Origin of the sequence: Faecalibacter bovis, from assembly GCF_017948305.1 — a bacterium.
Classification (GTDB): Bacteria; Bacteroidota; Bacteroidia; order Flavobacteriales; family Weeksellaceae; genus Empedobacter; species Empedobacter bovis.
The window spans coordinates 1,007,951-1,025,770 of record NZ_CP072842.1 but is presented as its reverse complement, the minus strand read 5'-3'; the positions used below and the strand labels follow the sequence as shown (position 1 = coordinate 1,025,770).

At 30.5% G+C, this 17,820-nt stretch carries 19 protein-coding genes; 17 read left to right on the top strand and 2 right to left on the bottom strand.

Going from position 1 to position 17,820, the window contains the following annotated elements; all coding sequences use genetic code 11:
- Positions 1–13 precede the first annotated feature (13 nt).
- From J9309_RS04900 to J9309_RS04870, 7 genes are all read left to right on the top strand, one after another.
- Complete coding sequence (locus tag J9309_RS04900; RefSeq protein ID WP_230477419.1) at positions 14–871, top strand: tetratricopeptide repeat protein; 858 nt, start codon at positions 14–16, stop codon at positions 869–871.
- Positions 871–2,691: a BatD family protein gene (locus tag J9309_RS04895; protein ID WP_230477418.1), complete on the top strand. Its 1,821-nt coding sequence runs from the start codon at positions 871–873 to the stop codon at positions 2,689–2,691. The genes J9309_RS04900 and J9309_RS04895 overlap by 1 nt, the downstream gene beginning before the upstream one ends.
- Before the next feature lie 158 nt (positions 2,692–2,849).
- The gene (locus J9309_RS04890) at positions 2,850–3,473 is read left to right on the top strand and encodes a hypothetical protein (protein ID WP_230477417.1); all 624 of its coding nucleotides are present in this window, start codon (positions 2,850–2,852) and stop codon (positions 3,471–3,473) included.
- Positions 3,474–3,539: 66 nt separating this feature from the next.
- Entirely contained in the window at positions 3,540–5,045 is a 1,506-nt protein-coding gene (locus J9309_RS04885) for a histidine kinase (protein ID WP_230477416.1), read from the top strand.
- Between the two features lie 2 nt (positions 5,046–5,047).
- Positions 5,048–5,788, top strand: coding sequence for a LytR/AlgR family response regulator transcription factor (locus J9309_RS04880; RefSeq protein WP_230477415.1), 741 nt, complete (start codon positions 5,048–5,050; stop codon positions 5,786–5,788).
- A 106-nt stretch (positions 5,789–5,894) separates the two neighbouring features.
- The gene (locus J9309_RS04875; protein ID WP_230477414.1) at positions 5,895–6,497 is read left to right on the top strand and encodes a MarC family protein; all 603 of its coding nucleotides are present in this window, start codon (positions 5,895–5,897) and stop codon (positions 6,495–6,497) included.
- A 12-nt stretch (positions 6,498–6,509) separates the two neighbouring features.
- Entirely contained in the window at positions 6,510–6,716 is a 207-nt protein-coding gene (locus J9309_RS04870; RefSeq protein ID WP_230477413.1) for a hypothetical protein, read from the top strand.
- A 36-nt stretch (positions 6,717–6,752) separates the two neighbouring features.
- On the opposite strand, the gene rnpA is transcribed toward J9309_RS04870, so the two are convergent.
- Positions 6,753–7,136: a ribonuclease P protein component gene (rnpA, locus tag J9309_RS04865; RefSeq protein ID WP_230477412.1), complete on the bottom strand. Its 384-nt coding sequence runs from the start codon at positions 7,134–7,136 to the stop codon at positions 6,753–6,755.
- 109 nt (positions 7,137–7,245) lie between these two features.
- On the opposite strand from rnpA, the gene J9309_RS04860 reads away from it, so the two are divergent.
- The 6 genes from J9309_RS04860 (at position 7,246) to J9309_RS04835 (ending at position 13,292) form a co-directional block, all read left to right on the top strand.
- Complete coding sequence (locus tag J9309_RS04860; RefSeq protein WP_230477411.1) at positions 7,246–7,656, top strand: BrxA/BrxB family bacilliredoxin; 411 nt, start codon at positions 7,246–7,248, stop codon at positions 7,654–7,656.
- 215 nt (positions 7,657–7,871) lie between these two features.
- Positions 7,872–8,837 (top strand): T9SS type A sorting domain-containing protein, encoded by a 966-nt coding sequence (locus tag J9309_RS04855; protein ID WP_230477410.1) that lies wholly within the window; start codon positions 7,872–7,874, stop codon positions 8,835–8,837.
- Positions 8,838–9,089: 252 nt separating this feature from the next.
- Positions 9,090–10,085, top strand: a complete 996-nt coding sequence (locus J9309_RS04850; RefSeq protein WP_230477409.1) for an aspartate-semialdehyde dehydrogenase — start codon at positions 9,090–9,092, stop codon at positions 10,083–10,085.
- 142 nt (positions 10,086–10,227) lie between these two features.
- Positions 10,228–10,764 (top strand): RNA polymerase sigma factor, encoded by a 537-nt coding sequence (locus J9309_RS04845; RefSeq protein WP_230477408.1) that lies wholly within the window; start codon positions 10,228–10,230, stop codon positions 10,762–10,764.
- The gene (locus tag J9309_RS04840) at positions 10,761–11,663 is read left to right on the top strand and encodes a hypothetical protein (protein WP_230477407.1); all 903 of its coding nucleotides are present in this window, start codon (positions 10,761–10,763) and stop codon (positions 11,661–11,663) included. Before J9309_RS04845 ends, J9309_RS04840 begins: the two co-directional genes overlap by 4 nt.
- Positions 11,664–11,708: 45 nt before the next feature.
- Positions 11,709–13,292: a S8 family peptidase gene (locus J9309_RS04835; RefSeq protein WP_230477406.1), complete on the top strand. Its 1,584-nt coding sequence runs from the start codon at positions 11,709–11,711 to the stop codon at positions 13,290–13,292.
- Between the two features lie 32 nt (positions 13,293–13,324).
- Here the strand turns inward: J9309_RS04835 and J9309_RS04830 are convergent, their stop codons facing one another.
- Positions 13,325–14,251: a bifunctional riboflavin kinase/FAD synthetase gene (locus J9309_RS04830; RefSeq protein ID WP_230477405.1), complete on the bottom strand. Its 927-nt coding sequence runs from the start codon at positions 14,249–14,251 to the stop codon at positions 13,325–13,327.
- 162 nt (positions 14,252–14,413) lie between these two features.
- On the opposite strand from J9309_RS04830, the gene J9309_RS04825 reads away from it, so the two are divergent.
- The 4 genes from J9309_RS04825 to atpD all read left to right on the top strand — a co-directional run bounded on the left by J9309_RS04825 (position 14,414) and on the right by atpD (position 17,752).
- The gene (locus tag J9309_RS04825) at positions 14,414–14,680 is read left to right on the top strand and encodes a hypothetical protein (protein WP_230477404.1); all 267 of its coding nucleotides are present in this window, start codon (positions 14,414–14,416) and stop codon (positions 14,678–14,680) included.
- A 52-nt stretch (positions 14,681–14,732) separates the two neighbouring features.
- Entirely contained in the window at positions 14,733–15,380 is a 648-nt protein-coding gene (locus tag J9309_RS04820) for a GLPGLI family protein (protein WP_230477403.1), read from the top strand.
- 6 nt (positions 15,381–15,386) lie between these two features.
- A complete protein-coding gene (locus J9309_RS04815; RefSeq protein WP_230477402.1) occupies positions 15,387–16,100 on the top strand; it encodes a GLPGLI family protein in 714 nt (237 codons plus the stop codon).
- Between the two features lie 143 nt (positions 16,101–16,243).
- Complete coding sequence (gene atpD, locus J9309_RS04810) at positions 16,244–17,752, top strand: F0F1 ATP synthase subunit beta (protein WP_230477401.1); 1,509 nt, start codon at positions 16,244–16,246, stop codon at positions 17,750–17,752.
- Positions 17,753–17,820: the final 68 nt, after the last annotated feature.

Here is a 17,820-nt window from a genome sequence, read left to right as displayed (position 1 = left end):
ATTTGTAACAGAGATGATTTACTTTTTAAAACATTATGGTTTTTTTATAGCTATTGTAATTTCAACGATAACTTTTGCTCAAAATAAAGCAAAAGATTATATCATTGAAGGAAACAGCTATTATGAAGATGGAAAATTTGATAATGCTGAGTATTCGTATAAACGTGCTGCATTAGAAGATCCTACATCCGTTAAGGCAAATTATAATTTAGGTAATGCTTTGTACAAACAAAAGCGTTACAAAGAAAGTATTTCTCATTATAATCGTTCGGCAGAAGTTGCAACTTCTAAAGCAGATAAACATTCGGCTTATCATAACGCCGGAAATGCTTATTTGGAAGAACAAAATTTTGAGAAAGCGGTGGAAAGTTTTAAGAATGCCTTAAGAAACGATCCGCACGACGAATCAACTCGATACAATTTAGCTTACGCTAAAAAAATGCTTGAAAAGCAAAAACAAAAAGATCAAAATCAATCTAAACAATCTTCAAACAAAGAAGATCAGAAGAAAGATAAAAATGATCAGCAAAAGCAAGATCAACAAAAAGATCAGAACCAACAAAATCAACAACAGAACAATAATCAGAATGATCAGAATCAAGAAAATCAGGCTGATAAAAATCAAAGAGAAAAAGATGGTGGAAATCCTAAAAATGGTGGACAAAATGGAGACCAAAAAGGAGATGGAAATCAACAAAATCCTCAGATTTCACAAGGTTCTAAAGGTGAAGGTGCAGACAAAGAAAATGCTCCAATTGGTTTAGGTGAAGGAATGTTGAAAGCTTTACAGGAACAAGAAATGAGAACACAACGACGTATTATTCAGCAAAAAGCGGATAAACAACGATCTAATACATCGAAAGATTGGTAATGAAAGCGTTTAGGATTTTTAATACATTATTTGTTTTAGTCTTTGCATCTACTTGGGCATTAGGACAACAAGTGTCGTTTAAATCTGAAGCGAACAGAAAATTTTTAGCAGTTGGCGAAAGCTTACAAGTAGGATTTTTTATTGAAGCTGAAGATACAGATTATAGTATAGATTCGCCGATGAAATATCCAGACCATAATGGGTTTAGATTAGTTGGTGAGAATAAAACACAACATGTAGAATATGTAAATGGAAAAGGTTTGATTCAGGACGGAATTATCTTAATTTTCACTCCAGAACGTGAAGGGAAATTAAGAATTGGTTCAGCCAGAATTGTAATTGATGGTAAAACATATACTACAAAACCTATTGATGTAGAAGTTTCTAAATCCTCAACTTCTGCCCTATCAAATCGTGCTAATACAAATCAACCAGTTTTTTTACAAACAAACGTTTCTAATACGAATCCTTACATTAATGAACAAGTTGGTTTAACTGTAAAAATGTATTCTCGTGATTTAGGATTATTAAACCGTAAACGTAATTTCCGACAAGGAAAATTAGAAGGTTTAAGTCCAAAAATGGTTACAAGCAGACCAGAAACTATTAAACAAGAAATGGTCTCTGGAAAACCATATTTTTCGGAAGAAATTGCAAAATATAATTTATTTCCTCAACGTGAAGGTCGTATAGAAATTGATCCATTTTCTATGGATATTTTAGTTTCTGGAATTTACGGAACGGAAGCGTACGAAATTAAAAGTAATCCGGTTGTAATTAATGCGAAAGCATTACCAGAAGAAGGAAAACCAAATAATTTTTCGGGTGCTGTTGGTGATTTTAAATTAAAAACATCAATCAATAAAAAAGAATTAAGCGTAAACGAAAGTGCTAATTTGAATATTGAAATTTCGGGTAAAGGAAACTTTAATACGATTATAGTTCCGGAAGTTAAAACTCCTGGAAATATTGAATTTTATGCACCTAAAAAGAAAAACGATTTTAAAGTTTACGAAGAAGGAATGCAAGGTTCTGTTTCTACAGAAATAGTGATGGTTCCATCTTTTGGAGGTGATTACACCATTGCGCCAGTTGAGTTTTCTTATTTTGATCCTGAAAAAGAAAAATATATTACGCTAAAAAGTGATGCAATAGATTTATCAGTTGATGGTTTAACTGCGAATGAAGTTAAGAACAATTCAGACGATTTAAACTTAAATGATCACAGCGAATCGATAGAAAAAGGAATTACAAAATCGGTTTCAGAATTAGCAAATGATGTAAAAAAAGGAAACGGAAAATGGTTGTGGACTGCAGGTGGAATCATCGCTGCAAGTGTTTTAGGTTTATTTTTATTGCGTCGTAAAAAAGATGATACTGAAGAAAATGAAGATGATAATCAAACTGATGTAAACGAGAATAAATTTGCTCGAAAAGCTATAAAACCTAGTATTAATGAAAATATGATTTCAACTTCTGTAAATGTTTCAACCGAAGGAAAAAGAATATTAAATGCTAAATTAGAAGCTTTACAACAAAATATTCATCATCCAGATTTTAAAACATTTTACCAATTACAAGAAGATTTGTTATGTGAAATCGGTATGAAATATTCAGGTACAGATTTAGCTAATTTTTCGGATTACAGCGTTGGCGAAAAACTTGTACAATGTGGTTGGAATCAAGATTTAGTTAACGATTGGAAAACACTTTTAAACAAAGCAAGACAAGCAAAATATTCAGCGATTTCATCTTCAAATGAAGATTTAACAGATGTATATTTCAAAACAGAAAAGCTTGTCAATCAATTTATCAAATAATTTTAACATTAAATAAATCTTTCAGGGGAAATTCAATTACGGTTGATTTCCCCTTTTTTATGCAGTTCATCTACGAAAATCTACAATTCGTCCACATTTATTTTATTTCGGTTTTGTTTTGAAGCAATTTTACATCAACAAATTAAAACCATTTCAAAATGAGAACACTTATAATAACAATCACAACATTAATTTCTAGTTTAACTTTTGCTCAAACAACTTTTGATCAAGAAATGAATCAAGCCTTTTCTGATTGGAAAATTGGAAATCAAGCTGGAATAGAAGCTTTTCAAAAAGTTCAAAAAAATAACCAAGACAATTGGATTCCTAAATATTATGTAGCTTTTATACAAACGTTACAATCTTTCGAAGGATCGGACCAAAATTTAAGACAAAATTTAATTGATGATGCTCGAGTTTTAATTCATCAATTAGAATATTCAAATCCTAATAATCCTGAAATTTTAAATTTAAAAGCGATGAATTTAACTTCAGAAATTGTGCTAAATCCAATGGCAAACGGTATGCAATTGATAGATGATGTTAATTCTATTTATGCTAAATCAATTCTCTTAAATCCTACAAATCCACGTTCTCTTTTAGGAAAAGCAGAATTTAATATCAATGCATCAAAATTTATTGGGGGCGATACAACAAATGATTGTAAAGCTGTTAAAAATGCTTTAGTTTTATTTGGCTCAGAAAAACCAGCGAAATTTGAACCAAATTGGGGTAAAGAACGTGCTGAGAACCTGCTAAAAAATGAATGTAAAAATCAATAATATGATTTTGTTGTTTCTATTTTGGTTAGGAAAATTTATCCGTTTAATAATTGAATTAATAGCGTAATGAACAATTTTAAAGATTCTATTTTATATCTAATTTCAATCATTTTGGTTGTTGTAATTATGTTATTAACGATGTTGTTTAAAAAAGGATTTGCTTTCGAAATTTATGGTGTAGAAGATATTATCAGCATAGTTATCGCATATATTTTATTAGGCGTGTTAACTTTTCAAGTGCTTAAAGGAATTGTGGTTGTAGACAAAACAACGCTGACCAGAAATATACTAATCATGATTGGTATAAATTTTATTATTTATTCAATCATGTTTTTTACAAATCCGAACACGCAATTGGCTTATTTCTTTAATAGCACGGCATTCAACTATTTTATTGGTTATTTTCTTTTCAGTTTATGTGCTTCGTTTATAGGCTCAAGTTTGTTTTATGAATACAAGAAAGAAATCGACAAAAATGGATTCCATTCTTATGTCATTTGGCGATATTTTCTTCAATCAATAATTGTTATTCAGTTTCTTTATTATGTTTTTACAGTTTTTGTAAATGATTTATTTCCGATAGATATTTTCTACAATCAAACAGCAAATTATGTTTTGGTAGGAATTATCACCTCAATATTTCTTTCGATATTTTATTACTTGGAAAAAAATCGAAATAAATTCGAGAAACAAATCAAAAAAGAAACATCTAAAGCCGAAACTGCAACCGCTAATTTCGAAACGCTAAAAAATCAATTAGATCCTCATTTTTTATTTAATAGCTTAAATGTTTTAACAGGATTAATAGAAGAAAATCCAGAAAAAGCAGTTGATTTTACGACTTCACTTTCTAAAATCTATCGTTATTTATTAGAACAAAAAGACAAAGAAGTTGTTCCGTTAGAAGAAGAAATACGATTTGCCAAAACGTATATTAATTTATTAAAGTTAAGATTTGAAAATAGTATTCATTTTCACATGAATCTAATGGATTTTCAAGAAGATGAATTTATTGTTCCGCTTTCATTACAGATTTTATTAGAAAATACAATCAAACATAATATTGTTTCTGAATCCAAACCTTTAAAAATTAGAATTTATAAAGAAGATAATTTCTTGATTATAGAAAATTCTTTCCAACCGAAAGATTCAATCAAAGATTCGACAGGTGTTGGTTTAAATAATATTAAAAAACGATACGAATTGATTTCTGATCAAAAGATTGAAATTTATCAAACTGAACAAAATTTTAGTGTTAGACTTCCAATATTAACAAACAAAATAGATATAACAACTCAAGAAAATTTATCTTATCAAGAAGCAGTAGATCGCACGATTGAATTAAAGGATTTTTATAGCAACTTGGTAAAATTAGGATTAGGTAATGTATTTTTATTTTGTATAAATTATTTAACAAGTCCAACTTATTTGTGGTATTTGTACATATTATTAGGAACAGTTATTTCTATTGCTATAATGTCTGTAAAAATTTTCGGTTTTAATAAAAAATGGGAAGTACGTAAAACAAAAGAGATTTTAATGAAAAAGAATCAGCTTAAAAAGTGGAAATAGCGATGAAAATTATAATTATAGAAGACGAAAAACCCGCTGCTCGCCTACTCCAACGTCGTATAGAAAAATTAGGATACAACGTAGAAGTTATGTTGCATTCTGTACAAGATAGTATCCATTGGTTGATAAATCATCCGCACCCCGACTTAATTTTTTTAGATATTCAATTGTCGGATGGTTTATCATTCCAAATTTTTGATGAAATTGACGTGAATTCTGCAATTATTTTCACCACTGCTTATGATGAATATGCGTTGAAAGCATTCAAATTAAATTCTGTTGATTATTTATTAAAACCAGTTGATACCGACGATTTAGCTTTTGCGATAGAAAAATTCGAAAAACAAAGTCAGGTAAAAATGAATTTTTCTCAGATTAGAAATCTTTTTGATCAAAATAAAACCTATAAAGAGCGTTTTACAACAAAAATTGGTACGTCTATAAAAATGATTACAACTGATGAAGTTGAATGTTTTTACAGCGACAATAAAGCAACCTATGCTTTTACCAAAGAAGGCAAAAATTATTTGTTAGATTATACATTAGATAAAATTGAAGAGTCAATTAATCCGAAACAATTTTTTAGAATAAATCGCGGGCAAATAATTCATATTGATGCAATAAAAGAAATATCAGTTTACACAAACTCACGGTTAAAAATCAATTTAAATAAATATAATGAACAAGAATGCATTGTAAGTCGCGAAAAAGTGAATGATTTTCGGAATTGGTTAGAAGATTAGAAAAAACTTAGGTTTTGATTCTTAATTAGTTGGTTGTTAAAAAAAATTGTATTCTCTACTGATTTAATCTAACTTTGCAGGGTCAAAATTTATATATCAACCAATCATGGATTTTTTCTCTAAAATAAACATCAATGAAATAGGGACAACATTTGCGGTACTTTTTGCCGTAATTGATATCCTTGGTAGTATTCCTATCATCGTAGGAATCAGAAGTAAAGTAGGTCATATTCAATCAGAAAAAGCATCATTAGCGGCCGGAATTTTAATGATTTCGTTCTTGTTTTTCGGAACAAAAATTTTAAATCTTGTTGGTGTTGATGTACAATCTTTCGCCGTTGCCGGAGCTTTTGTTATCTTTATCATCGCTCTGGAAATGATTTTAGGAATCGAGATTCAGAAAGGTGTAGAAGCAAATTCAGCATCAATCGTACCAATTGCTTTCCCTTTAGTTGCCGGAGCAGGATCGTTAACAACAGTACTATCTTTACGTTCGCAATATGCTGATATTAACATTGTAATTGCAATCATCCTAAATATGTTGATTGTTTATTTAGTGTTAAAATTTGCAGGAAAACTAGAAAAATGGATGGGACCTGGTGTTTTATCAGTTTTAAAGAAAGTTTTTGGTGTAATTTTGTTATCTATTGCAATCAAGCTTTTTACTTCGAATATCGGAGCACTGTTTATGCAACAAATTAATTTTTAAAAGTCATTTAAAATGAAAACATACATTTATATTATCACTGCTATTTTAGTTGGAGCATTAGGATATAACCTATACATGATGGATTACCAAGCAGGATTATTAGCAGAAGAAAACTTTCCGATGATTATTGGTTTAGGAGCTTCTGTTTGTGGATTAATTTTAGCTTTTGTTTTCTTTAGTTTCTTTAAACTTCAGAATAACGTAAAAAAAGTAGCGTAAGATTTAATCAATCGATATAAAAAAAGAGCAACAAATTTATTGTTGCTCTTTTTTATTTAGTTTTAAATCCAATTTCGTTAAGATTTCTTTTATCGAATGTTCAATTGTAGAATAATCCTTAATTTTTGATGATGTGTAAATGAATAAAATATCTACAGATACATCTTCAGGAAGTTGTACTAATTGCTTATTTAAACGATAGGCTTCTTTGATGCGTCTTTTTAAAAGATTACGATCTACAGCATGTTTAAATTTTTTCTTTGCCACACTTTCACCAACTTGTATCGTATAATCTTGCTTTGGATTAACTTTATATACAATCCGAATTGGATGAGACACATAAGACTGACCTTCCGAAAATAAATTTTCTATGGCTTTTTTACTTTTTAATTTTTCGTTCTTACCAAATGTCAATTTCATGTGTATAAACTTCTTCGTAAATTTGAGAATTCAAAGGTAAGTATTCTAAAAGTTTTAGATTATATGTAACTTTGACTTTTAATAAAATTAAATATAAAAATTTACAAATATGTATCCAGCAGAAATAGTTATGCCGATGAAGGAGCAATTAACTTCTAACGGTTTCGAAGATTTAACAACTCCAGAACAAGTAGAAGCTGCAATTGCAAAACCAGGAACTACATTAGTTATGGTAAATAGTGTATGTGGTTGTGCTGCAGGTGCTGCAAGACCAGGTGTTTTACAATCTTTAGATAACGATAAAGTTCCAACAAATTTAACTACAGTTTTCGCAGGATTTGATAAAGATGCTGTTGCTAAAGCGCGTGAGTTTTTCGCACCATTTCCACCAAGTTCACCAGCGGTTGCTTTATTTAAAGATGGTGAATTAGTTCATATGTTAGAGCGTCATCATATCGAAGGACACTCTGCAGCAATGATTGCTGAAAACTTAAAACAAGCTTATAACGAGTTTGCTTAAGTCTAAATAAAATTTTTTAAAAAGCGATTCCTTTAGGAATCGCTTTTTTTATATGCAAATTATTAGATTGACGGCTATTTTTGATATTAAATGATGTTTTTATTAAAAACACTTAAAATAATTATGAGATGTTTACTTTTGATAAAGTTTTGTTATTTAAAAAATAATTGTAATTTAGTAATACATTAAATGAATAAACACTAAAAACATTATTTATGAAAAAGATTTTTACTTTATTATCGGTTGCTGCTTTTTCTGCAACTTTTGCACAAACACAAATAATTAATACAAACGAAACTTTAACTTCTGCAGTAATTCAACCAATTACTACAAGTGGTGTTGCGACTGAAACTGCTACATACAGCCAAGTTTCAACAGATGAAATTGCAGCAACAACAGGAGTTTTATCTTGTAGTTCATTAACATTACCAATTCAGTTAAGCCGTGTTTACGATTTACAAGCAGAATTTGGATTAAATGAAGCATTTACACCTACACACATTGATGTTTCAGGTAGACCTCAAGCTGGTGCTGCTGTAGAAGGTTATTTATACCAATATAATGGATCTGATTTTGGAGGCGATTTATTAGCCGCTGAAGATTTTGAAGAATTACCAGCATATGGTTCTTACACATCATCTACTAACCAAGATGCTCAATGGGTACAAGTTGAGATGTATGATACAGTTGAAATTCCAGCAGGAACTAAATTTGCTACTTCTTTAGTAATGATTATTTCTGGTTCTGCTAACAACTATGCTAACTCTTTCATTCCTTGGCAAAATGCTGATGCGACTGAGACTAAACCAGCTTATTTTGGAGGACCTTACGGTACATGTTATATTGATGCAAATGGAAACTGGGTTAACCCAAAACCTCAATTCAATACTGGAACTTATCAAATGAAGGTTACAGGAACTTTTGAAAGTTTAGGAACAGTAGAATTAGGTGGAGCTGCTTTAAAAGCGTATCCAAATCCAGCTACTACAGAAATTAATATTGCATTAGAAGGATCTAACGTATCTGGTGTAGAAATTACTGATGTTACTGGACGTGTTGTTTCTTCTCAATCAGTTAAAGGTAACAAAGTAAATGTTGCTAATTTATCTAAAGGAGTTTACTTCTTAAGAGTTAAAGATGACAAAGGAGTTACTCGTATCCAAAAATTCATCAAGAAATAATTATTTTTAAGAAATAATATCAATTAATATATAGAAAGTGGAGCATTTTGCTCCACTTTTTTATTTTTAATAGATAATAAAATTCTATTAAAAACTACTTTTTAGAATAATAATTCAAACTTTTTACAGATTCAGTGAATTAACATCAAACATTTTATGAATACCATATAAATCAGCATTATAACAGCGTTTTTGATTAATAAATGTTTAATTTTGCAGTTCAAATTTTAATAATTCATAATTAATAAACGAATGAGAATAGCAGTCGTAGGCGCTACCGGAATGGTCGGCAGAGTTATGCTCCAAGTTTTGGAAGAAAGAAATTTTCCAATCACTGAAATTATCCCAGTAGCATCAGAAAGATCAATAGGTAAAACTATTGTTTATAAAGGTGAAGAATACAAGATTGTATCAATGCAAGATGCTGTGAATATGCGTGCAGATATCGCAATTTTTTCAGCAGGTGGAGAAACTTCCAAACAGTGGGCGCCGAAGTTTGCGGAAGTAGGAACTACTGTTATTGATAATTCGTCAGCATGGAGAATGGAGCCAAATATTCCTTTGGTTGTTCCAGAAATTAATGCTGATATTTTAACAACAGAAGATAAAATTATTGCAAATCCTAACTGTTCAACAATCCAATTAGTAATGGTATTAAATCCATTACATAAAAAATATGGTGTAAAACGTGTAGTTGTTTCTACTTATCAATCGGTTACAGGAACGGGGAAAGATGCTGTTGAGCAATTAAACGGAGAAATTGAAGGTCGTGATGTTGCCAAAGTTTATCCTTACCAAATCTTTAAAAATGCATTACCACATTGTGATGTTTTTGATGAAGAAACTGGTTATACAAAGGAAGAATTAAAATTAACAAAGGAACCTCGTAAAATTATGCGTGTAGAGGAAATGAACATTACAGCTACTGCAGTACGTGTTCCTGTACAAGGAGGGCATTCGGAATCAGTTAATATTGAGTTCGAAAATGATTTTGATTTAGCTGATGTACGAAAACTTTTAGCGGAGCAAGAGGGTGTTACATTACAAGATAATCCAGATACAAATACATATCCAATGGCATTCTATTCAGAAGGCAAAGATGATGTATTCGTAGGTCGTATTCGTAGAGATTTATCTCAACCAAATGCATTAAATTGCTGGATTGTTGCTGATAACTTACGCAAAGGAGCTGCTACAAATGCTGTACAAATTGCAGAATATTTAGTAGCGAACAAATTAGTAGGATAAATTTATTGAATATATTTTTTCCAGCCATCAATTTTTATTGATGGCTTTTTTATATAATTAATTAAACTTTAACGAAATTTTTATCCCATACACCCAACCTTTTCAGTTAAATTAGCATTTAATATTGAGAAAGGAATAGACCTTGGATTTAAACCAGATTATTCACGCATGTAAGAAAAATGATTCGAAAGCACAACGTTTGCTTTACGAAAAATATGACTCGCGTTTTTATGCGGTTTGTAAACGATACTTTGTGAATATACATGAAGCTGAAGATGCTTTGGTAAAAGGGTTTTTAAAGATTTTTCAAAATATTAATTCTTACACAAACGAAGGCAATTTTGAAGGTTGGATGCATCGAATTATTGTGAATGAATGTTTAATGGAATTGCGTAAGAAAAAAGCAATTTTTTTAAATATCGACGATCATCCAAAAGATGTTGCATCAGATTTTAATCTAAATCAATCGGATGGTAGCGCATTACAGTTGCTCGATTTATTGCCAGAAGGTTGTAAAGTGGTTTTTATCCTTTATGTGATAGAAGGTTATAAACACAAAGAAATTGCAGATCAATTAGGTATATCGGAGGGAACTTCGAAATCTCAATTAAATTTAGCAAAATCAAAATTGAAAGATTTATTAGAAAAATATCCAAATTTAAAAGCGAATTTGTTGTGAGCGAAAAAGATCCAATAGAAGAATTATTTAGAAGAGAAGTTGAAGAGACTTCGTTTCAGGATAAACCGCGCGAAGTTGTTTGGAAAAAAATAGAAAATAATCTCCAAAAGAAAACAGAAACGCCTGTTAAAAACTTTATTCAAAGTGTTTGGTTTTCTGCTGCTGTATTTGCTTTGATTGCTGTTCCATATTTTTATTTTTTGATAGAAAATATTAACCATACTAATGGGAATATCAATATTGTGAAAAAATCAGTAGAAAAAATTTTGATCCCTGAAATACAGCAAAATGAAGTTAATGCAGATGTAGAATCTGTTGTTGCTGAAAGTCCTATTTTGGTTAAAAATGATGAAAAAGTTATTTTAAAACATAAAACCGAATCGAACAAAATTGTTCGCAATGATTCTCAAGAATTAAAATCATACACAACTAACGAGGAATTAATTTTAGATAGTTCTACAAAACCAATTGCTGCGAGTGCAAATGTTGATACAATTTTACTTGCAAAAGCAGAAGATTTTTCTGGAGTTGCAATAGCAACCACTTCTACGGTAGATACAATTTTACTTGCGGCAAATAAAGCAGTACCAGTAAAAGAAACAGTAGCATTACGTTCAAAATCTACTTCACAGGATATTTCTCCATTGTCTTTTCAAAGAAATCGTTTCATTATTCAAGATAAAGTAACGCGTGTTAGTTTCGAATTTATTCGTAAAAATAATAATCGACTAATTTTTCAGAAGGGAGGAATAAAATTAACTTTAGTTAGAGATAAAGGTCAAGTGAAAATATTAACTAATACAAAAGATATTAAACCTGAAATTTTATCACAAATACAAACTAATAAAGAGCTGATTTACAATTATTACATCAATTTTGAAGCTTCAAAAAATAAATAATAATTCAATATAATGTAGTATTTTAGATTCTGTAATTTACAGAATATGAAACACATTTTATCGCTATGTTTTTTAATGACCTCAATCTTTGCATGGAGTCAGGAATATTACATGGTTTATCTACAACCGAAAACAAATACCGAAACTTTTTTTTCTAATCCTTCGTTGATGTTGTCGCAAAGAGCGCAAGAACGACGAATGAACAGAAATATTACTATTGATAGCAAAGATGTTCCACTAAATCAAAATAATTTACAGCAAATTAAAAATTTAGATTTAGAATTTGTCGGAGCTTCTAAATGGTTAAACGCGGTGATGGTCGAAGTTTATGATGAAAATACAATCACGCAAATTCAAAACCTTCCTTTTGTACAAAATGTTGAATCTTTAGTTAGAAATAGCAACCCACGTACAGCAAATACTCAAAATAAATTTAGAAATGATCAAAATCGTAATCTAAATTATGATTACGGTTATAGTGATGTCTTTATCAATCAGTTAAATTTAAGACCTTTACACGATGCAGGATTTTCTGGTCAAAATACTTTGATAGGAGTTATTGATTCAGGTTTTCCAGGTGTAAATACAATTAATGCATTTGCTGCACTACGAAATGAAAATAGAATTATTGATTCTAAAAACTTCGTCAATTCAAATTCTATTTACGATATGCATTCGCACGGAACAGTAGTTTTGGCTACGATGGCAGCTAAAATTAATAACGAATATGTTGGTTCTGCGCCAGATGCTACCTATGCATTGTATGTATCTGAAGATGCGCCAGTAGAAACGCCGAAAGAATTAATGTATTGGATTCAGGCAGCTGAGCGTGCAGATAGTGTTGGTGTAGATGTAATTAATACTTCGTTAGGATATACAACTTTTGATGATCCTCGCTACGATTTTTCTTATAATGATATGGATGGGAATACCACAATAATTTCTCGCGGTGCTAAGATTGCGGCTTCTCGCGGAATTTTTTTAGTTAACGCAATGGGAAATGATGGTAATAACGATTGGTATTATGTTTCTGCACCAGCAGATACACAAGAGATTTTTTCAATCGGTGCTATTGACGAATATTATTCTCCTGCTTCATTTTCATCTCATGGTCCAAATGCTGCTAATGTAAATAAACCAAATGTTTCTGCATTAGGTGTTTACACGCCAACGTATAGTCCAAATGGGCAATTAGTAGCTTCAAATGGTACATCTTTAGCTTCTCCAGTTTTAGCAGGTGCCGTTGCTTCTGTAATTTCAGCTTTTCCTAATACTTCGATAAGCGAACTGAAACAAGCAATAGAACAATCGTCACATCTTTATCCTAATTATGACACTCAATTAGGTTTTGGAGTTCCTAATTTTGGTTTTTTGTTAGAAATTTTAAAAACAAATGAAATTTTAAAGGCTGATTATCAAATATACCCGAATCCGACTTCTACATCTTTTAAAGTAGAATCGAATAAAGAAATTAAGCAGATAGATTTATTTTCTGTTACAGGTATGAAGTTGAAATCTATATCTAATCAAACATTAATGAATGTACAAGGATTTGCAAAAGGTGTATATATCATCCAGATTACATTTAAAGACGGAAACCAAGCAACAAATAAATTAGTTATTAAATAAATAAAAAAGTCGCCTCAATCGAGGCGACTTTTTTATTGACCATATTTTGCAATGGCATGCATTTTATCTTGATTCATAGCTTCGATTAATTCATCTAAGCCATTGAATTTTTTTTCATTTCTAATTTTATCTAAGATTTCTAATCGAATCTTTTTTCCGTATATATCCTGATTGAAATCTAAAATATTTACTTCTACACGCAATTCTTGTGAGTTTGTAACTGTTGCACGAACGCCAATACTTAATAAACCTAAATATTTTTGTTCATCAACAAAAACATGAACACTGTAAACTCCATGTGCAGGAATAATTTTTAAAGGATCTACTTTTAAGTTTGCAGTAGGGAAACCTAAAGTACGCCCAATTTTATCGCCATGGACCACTTCTCCACTGATTGGATAATTTGTACCTAAAGCTTTATTTGCATAAACGATGTTACCATCAGCTAATGCATTTCTTACTTTCGTAGAACTCACCGCGATTTCTTCGCAATCAATGGCTTCTATTTGCACTAAATTGAAACCATATTCTTTTGATAAAATCTCTAATTGTTCAAAGTTTCCTTCTCTATTCTTTCCAAAGTGATGATCGTAACCAATCACTAACGTGTGAATGTTAATTTGATTCACTAATAAATCTCGAACAAATTCTATGGATGTTAATTGGGAAAATTCTTTAGTAAATGGATGAATTATCAAATGATTTAAACCTAATTTCTCTAATGCTTGTTCTTTTTCATCCAGCGTATAAATAAATTTTAAATTACAATTTGGTTGCAAAACCATACGTGGATGCGGATCGAAAGTTAATAATACACTTTCACCATCAATTTTTTTTGCAATTTTATTTAATTGATTGATAATGGTTTGATGACCAATATGAATACCATCATACATTCCCAATGTTAATACTGGATTTTTGATAGTTTTAATATCTTGTATCGATCTGTAAATTTCCACGGTTCTACTTTTTAGCAAATGTAAGTGCTACATTTTTTAAGCGCAATATTTCTTTTAATAATGTTTTTTAACAAATTAAATACTTAAAATTTTTTTATAATAAATTCATTCTATAAATTCATTCTATAAATTCATAATATTATTAACATTAAAATATTTATTATGAAGAAAATTATTTTAATAGGAGCCTTATTGGTAAGCTCTTTTTCTATTGCAGAGTTTAATAATTCTACAAATCTTTTAGTTAAAATTAACAAAGAGAAATTTGTAGAATCTAAATCGACACCTGACGCATGTTTTGTGAGAGAATGTACAATTACAACTACTGTAGGTCCTGATGGAAATACTTACACAGAAAAATCATGTACTCCATGGGTACAAGTACTTTGTCCTAATACAGAAGAAGAATCTGCACCAGGTATTTATTAAAATGGCAGACTTTTTTGTCTGCCATTTTAATAAAAAATAATACAATCAAAAGATGAATAAATTAAGTTTTTTAATACTGATATTTTTTTTGATATCTAATTATACATATTCACAAAATCAAGGAAAGATATTTTATAAAAAAATAAATGTTGATGGAAAAATGAATACTTCAATTTTAATCTATGACGAACATGAATCATTTTTTTATACAATATTAGATAAAGCTATAACAAAACCTTTCAGAGATGAATATGGAACACTTGTTCAGCCAAGTAATACAATTGATTCTATTGCTAATAAAAGATTGTTTAATTATTATGATAGAAAAAAAAATAAGTTTTACTTAAATAATATCAATAAAAACCAAGAAATATTAATGTCTATAACTCATAATAATGACGAATGGATTTTGACAGATGAAACGAAACAAATAGGAGATTTCAAATGTTTTAAGGCGTATAAGATTATTAATGAAAAAAAATATTTTGCATGGTTTACAGAACAATTACCATTGCCATATGGACCAATCGCAATTAATGGATTGAAAGGTATTATATTAGAATTGTATAATGAAGATAAAACAGTTTTTTTTGAATTTGAAAAATTTGAAAATACTAGCGAATTAGTTCAATCATATATTAGTGAATACGATTTTTCAAATGCAATTACTTATCAAGAATATTTAGAACTAAAAAAATAATTAATCATGAAAAATATTCTTTTATTATTTATCGGGGTGTTCGTTTATTCTCAAAATTATAAAGTTGAATATGATGAAATTTATTTGTTACCAGAAAGTTCTAAAAAGAATCTTTCAGATGTAATAATTAGTAACTATGAGACACCTAAAGAACATGTTTTACTAATAAATGAAGACGATTTGTGCTTGTATAAAAAACAAGAAAAATTAGGTCAAACAAATAGTGTAGAATCTATAGGTAATTACACAACTAATTTTATTGTTACAAATCCATCAGAAAAATACATTTATCAAGATATTACGATCGAGCATAAAAACTATAAGGTTAAGTCTCCATTAAAACTAAGCAATAGATGGCAAAATCATCGCGAAACAAAAACAATCAACGGAATTTTAGCAACTAAATTAACCTTAGAATCAATCAATGATTTTACAGAAGTTTGGTATGCTAAGGATATCAAAACAAAATGTGGTCCATCAAAAATATTAGGTTATCCAGGTTTGGTATTAGAAGTTTTTATTAAACCAAAATCGGATGATAAACCTACTGTTATTTATAAAATGAAAAATATTGATTTCCTAAAAGATGATTCAGAATTAAAACCTTATTTCTCTAAAATATCAAATGAAACAATTACACAAGAAGAGTTTAGCGAAATTTATAAAGCCTACCAAAAAAACGTACAAGAAATGTACGGAGGTGGAATTGATAAAGATTAATATGATTAAAATTTAGTTAATTATTATAAATTCTTGATTAATAATCAAAATATTATGACAAAAATCTTGAAAAGTATACAAATAATAAGATAGAATTGACTTACCTTTGCACCCAAATAAAATAAACTAAATCATTTCATATAATGGCAAATCAAAAGAAAGGTAGAATTGCTCAGGTTATCGGACCTGTAATTGATGTTATTTTTGATAACGCTGAAGGCCTTCCAAATATTTATGATGCATTAGAAGTTCCTCGTGCTGGAAAAGAAACTTTAATCCTTGAGGTTGAACAACACATCGGAGAAGATACTGTACGTTGTATTGCAATGGATAGTTCTGATGGTTTACAAAGAGGACAAGAAGTTATCGCTGTAGGACAACCAATTATGGTTCCAATCGGTGAAGAAATCAAAGGACGTGTATTCAATGTAGTTGGAGATGCTATTGATGGTTTAGGAAATTTAGACAAATCAAACGGTTTACCAATTCACCGTTCAGCTCCAAAATTCGAGGATTTATCAACAGCAACTGAAGTTTTATTCACAGGTATTAAAGTAATTGACTTAATTGAGCCTTACGCAAAAGGAGGTAAAATTGGTTTATTTGGTGGTGCCGGAGTAGGTAAAACAGTATTAATTCAGGAGTTAATCAACAATATCGCAAAAGGACACGGAGGTTTATCTGTATTCGCTGGTGTTGGTGAGCGTACTCGTGAAGGTAATGACTTAATTCGTGAGATGATCGAATCAGGAATTATCAAATACGGTGAAGAATTCGTAGAATCTACTGAAAAAGGTGGATGGGATTTATCTAAAATCAACATGGAGTTATTAAAAGACTCTAAAGCTGCATTCGTATTCGGACAGATGAATGAGCCTCCAGGTGCACGTGCTCGTGTTGCTTTAACAGGTTTAACATTAGCTGAGTACTTCCGTGACGGTGATGGACAAGGAAAAGGAAAAGACGTATTATTCTTCGTAGATAATATCTTCCGTTTCACTCAGGCTGGTTCTGAGGTGTCTGCCTTATTAGGACGTATGCCATCTGCGGTAGGTTACCAACCTACATTAGCAACTGAGATGGGTGCAATGCAAGAGCGTATTACATCTACTAAAAACGGATCTATTACATCTGTACAAGCGGTTTACGTTCCTGCGGATGATTTAACTGACCCGGCGCCAGCAACAACGTTCGCGCACTTAGATGCAACTACAGTATTAGATCGTAAAATTGCTTCGTTAGGTATTTACCCAGCGGTAGATCCATTAAACTCTACTTCTCGTATCTTAACTCCAGAGATCGTTGGTAAAGAGCACTACGAAACAGCACAACGCGTGAAAGAAATCTTACAACGTTACAATGCGTTACAAGATATCATCGCGATCTTAGGTATGGAAGAGTTATCAGAAGAGGATAAATTAGTTGTACACCGTGCACGTCGTATCCAACGTTTCTTATCTCAACCATTCCACGTTGCAGAGCAGTTTACAGGTATCCCAGGTGTATTAGTTGACATCAAAGACACAATCAAAGGATTTAACATGATCTTAGATGGTGAAGTTGACCAATACCCAGAAGCAGCATTCAACTTACGTGGTACAATCGAAGAAGCGATTGAAGCAGGTGAGAAAATGTTAGCAGACGTTAAATAATTAATTTAATAACGATATTGAAGAGTGCTTACGTTTCTTGTTATCTAAGACAACGAAGTACTCTTTTT